Origin of the sequence: uncultured Frigoribacterium sp., assembly GCF_963515265.1 — a bacterium.
GTDB lineage: Bacteria > Actinomycetota > Actinomycetes > Actinomycetales > Microbacteriaceae > Frigoribacterium.
In genome coordinates this window covers 1-2,927 of record NZ_CAUPYL010000257.1, presented here as the reverse complement: position 1 = coordinate 2,927, position 2,927 = coordinate 1, and the positions used below count along the sequence as shown (strand labels likewise).

General features: G+C 75.3%; 5 protein-coding genes. 3 read left to right on the top strand and 2 right to left on the bottom strand.

What is annotated here, in order from left to right; all coding sequences use genetic code 11:
• Nucleotides 1–258, top strand: a 258-nt coding sequence (locus RWM17_RS13585) for a hypothetical protein (protein WP_314104528.1), incomplete at its 5' end; no start/stop codon positions are given.
• Nucleotides 259–317: 59 nt separating this feature from the next.
• Here the strand turns inward: RWM17_RS13585 and RWM17_RS13580 are convergent.
• Complete coding sequence (locus RWM17_RS13580) at nt 318–1,007, bottom strand: GntR family transcriptional regulator (RefSeq protein ID WP_399540492.1); 690 nt, start codon at nt 1,005–1,007, stop codon at nt 318–320.
• Between the two features lie 90 nt (nt 1,008–1,097).
• On the opposite strand from RWM17_RS13580, the gene RWM17_RS13575 reads away from it, so the two are divergent.
• Nucleotides 1,098–2,051 carry a DNA-3-methyladenine glycosylase 2 family protein gene (locus RWM17_RS13575; protein WP_314104524.1) on the top strand — a complete coding sequence of 318 codons (954 nt, stop codon included), beginning with the start codon at nt 1,098–1,100 and terminating at the stop codon, nt 2,049–2,051.
• Nucleotides 2,052–2,086: 35 nt separating this feature from the next.
• On the opposite strand, the gene RWM17_RS13570 is transcribed toward RWM17_RS13575, so the two are convergent.
• Complete coding sequence (locus tag RWM17_RS13570; protein WP_314104523.1) at nt 2,087–2,629, bottom strand: MarR family winged helix-turn-helix transcriptional regulator; 543 nt, start codon at nt 2,627–2,629, stop codon at nt 2,087–2,089.
• 41 nt (nt 2,630–2,670) lie between these two features.
• Here RWM17_RS13570 and RWM17_RS13565 point away from each other — a divergent pair.
• On the top strand, nt 2,671–2,927 hold a 257-nt coding region (locus RWM17_RS13565; RefSeq protein ID WP_314104521.1), incomplete at its 3' end, for a hypothetical protein.

Here is a 2,927-nt window from a genome sequence, read left to right as displayed (position 1 = left end):
GTGGAGGTGCTGCGGTGCGTCGGCGTGGCCGTCGGCGGCGTCGCCGCGCGCGCGCCCGTCGAGGTGCTGGCCACGTCGTTCGCCGAGGCCGAGCTGCGCCTCGCGCACGGACTGCGATCGCGACGGTGCGTCGTCGATCTCGGCGTGTGGGACGACTTCGTCGCCTCTGCCCTGGAGTCTCTCGCTGCGCGCGACGGCGGGGCCTGGGGCGATGCCGTCGGGCAGCTGCTGCGTCGCGTCGCCGCGACGGGGCGGTGACGCAGGCCCGCCCGGGCACCCGGTCTCACTGACCTCCGCCGCCGGGCGACGACGGGCCGTCAGGGATGGCTGCGGGCATCGATCACCAGGTCGGGAGACCGTGACGACGCGGACGGGACGACCTCGATGGCGTCGCGCAGCGACGCTCGACGGAACACCTGGACGAGCGCGTCCGCGGTGCGGGGCCAGTCTCGGTCGTGGAGGGCCGTGCGCAGCTCGTCGAGGAGGGCGACGAGGGCCGGACGGGTCCAGTCGATCGACAGGTGGCGGCAGAGGAACGCGGCCCGGATGTCGAGCGGCTCGGCAGCTCGGCGCACGAGCGGGTTGCGGGCCAGCTCGAGGAACCCCGCGCTCGCCTGCACGAGGCCGAGGCAGGTGGGGCCCCCGTCGAGCACGGCCAAGGCCCGTTCGGCCGAGGCCCCGGCCCTCGCCGAGTCGCCGCGGGCGAGGGACCGGACGGCCTCGGCGTGCAGGACGCCGATCAGCTCGAGCGTGTCGAGCAGGTCGAGGTCGTCCGCCGTCGCCACGCAGGTCGACCGGTTCGCCTCGATCTTCACGAGGTCCTGGGACGAGAGCCGGGCAAGGGCTTCCTTGACCGGCGTCTTCGAGACCCCGAGCCAGTTCGCGAGGTCGTCCTCGAAGAGGCGCTCGCCCGGGGTCAGGGTGCCGTCGACGATGGCGTCGCGGATCGTCTCGAACGTGAGGTCGCGGAGCAGACGTCGAGGATGGCGGGTGGCGTAGGCCGGCACAGGCATGTTCCTCCAATGTGGAGTACGCAAAATATCACACGCAGGTACGCGGCCACCAGGGCTGACGGAGGCGCGGGCTACCATCGGCGGGTGGCCCTGGTCCCCGAGGCGTCCGTCGGCGCCGCCCCCCTCCGACCGGTCGAGACGGTCTACCGGCCGGCCGACCCCGTCGACGTCCGGGCGACCCTGCGGACGCTGGCGAGGGGAGCGGGCGACCCCGCCTGGCGCATCGAGGGCGAGCGCGTGTGGCGTGCCGTCCGCACGCCCTCCGGTCCCGGCACGCTGTGCCTCGCGGGCGGACGGTCCGAGGTGCGGGCGACGGCGTGGGGCCCGGGTGCCGAGTGGCTGATCGAGGGCGTCCCCGAGCTTCTCGGCCACGGCGACGACTGGGGCGGCCTCGACGTCTCCGGCAACGCCTTCCTCCGTGAGGCCCGCCGGCGGTCGCCCGGGCTCCGGCTCACCCGCGGCCGGCAGGTGGTGCAGGTGCTCGTGCCGGCCGTCCTCGAGCAGAAGGTGACGAGCACCGAGGCGTGGCGCGCCTGGCGCCAGCTCGTCCGGGCGCACGGCGACCCTGCCCCGGGGCCGGCTCCCGAGGGGATGGTCGTGCCGCCCTCAGCCGAGACGTGGCGCCGTGTGCCGAGCTGGGAGTGGCACCGGGCGGGGGTGGGGCCGCAGCGGTCCGCGACCGTGATGCGGGTCTGTGCCGTCGCCTCCTCGCTCGAGAGGGTGGTCGACCTGGGCCGAGGCGGGCCCGAGGCCGAGGCCCGGCTGCGCTCGGTGCCGGGCGTGGGCGTGTGGACGTCGGCCGAGACGACGCAGCGCGCGCTGGGCGACGCCGACTCGCCGAGCGTCGGCGACTACCACCTCCCCGCCCTCGTGGGGTGGGCGCTGATCGGCCGGCCCGTCGACGACGACGGCATGCTCGAGCTGCTCGAGCCGTGGCGCGGGGACCGCGAGCGGGTCGTGCGGCTCATCGGGGCCAGCGGCTTCTCGAAGCCGAGGTTCGGTCCCCGCATGACGATCCAGGACCACCGCCGGCACTGAGCCGCCCGGCCGGCGCGGCCGCGCCCGGGTGCGGACTAGGAGGCGCGGGCCACGACGCCGGGGTCGTCCCCCGACGCGGCGTGGTCGGGCGAGGCGGCGTGGTCGGACGAGGTCGCGTGGTCGGGCGACGCGTCGTCGCCGATGGCCTCGAGCACGCGCCGCGAGAACGACTCGAGGGTCGCGGCGTCGTCGTCCAGCGCCCCGACGAAGTAGCGCCGGATCGCGGCGGTGTGCCCCCGGGTCGCCGCGAGCATCGCCCGGCGGCCGTCGGCGGTGAGCTCGACCCAGGTGCCCCGGGCGTCGGACGCGCAGTCGGTCCGGCGCACGAGGCCGCGCTTCTCCATGCGCGTGACCTGGTGGCTGACCCTGCTCTTCTCCCAGCCGATCTGCTCGGCGATGTCGCGCACCCGCAGCCGCCGGTCGTCGCTGCGGCCGAGGCCCACGAGGATCTCGTACTCGGGCGCCGAGACGCCGGAGTCGTCGTGCAGCCTCAGCTCGAGGGCGCGGTCGAGACGCCGGCGCATCGAGTAGAAGGCGTCCCAGACGGCCCACTCGTCGTCGGAGAGTCGCTCGGCCATTCGCCCAGTGTAGGGACGGAGGTCCGGCCTATCCTCGACCCATGTCCGATGTGCGCGCCGCCGATCTCACCTCCCAGGTCGTCGACACGGTGCGACGGTGGCTGGTCGTCGCGTCCTCGGTCCCGGGCGACGCCGCGGCCGAGCGCTTCGCGGCGTTGCTCCGCGACCCCGACGGGCTCGCCTTCGCCGTGGCCTTCGCGGACCGCGTGGTGCGTCCCGAGGACCCTGCGGTGGCCGCACGGCAGCTCGACCGCCTGAGCCGGGACATGCCCGCCTCGCTGCCGTGGCAGCTCAAGGC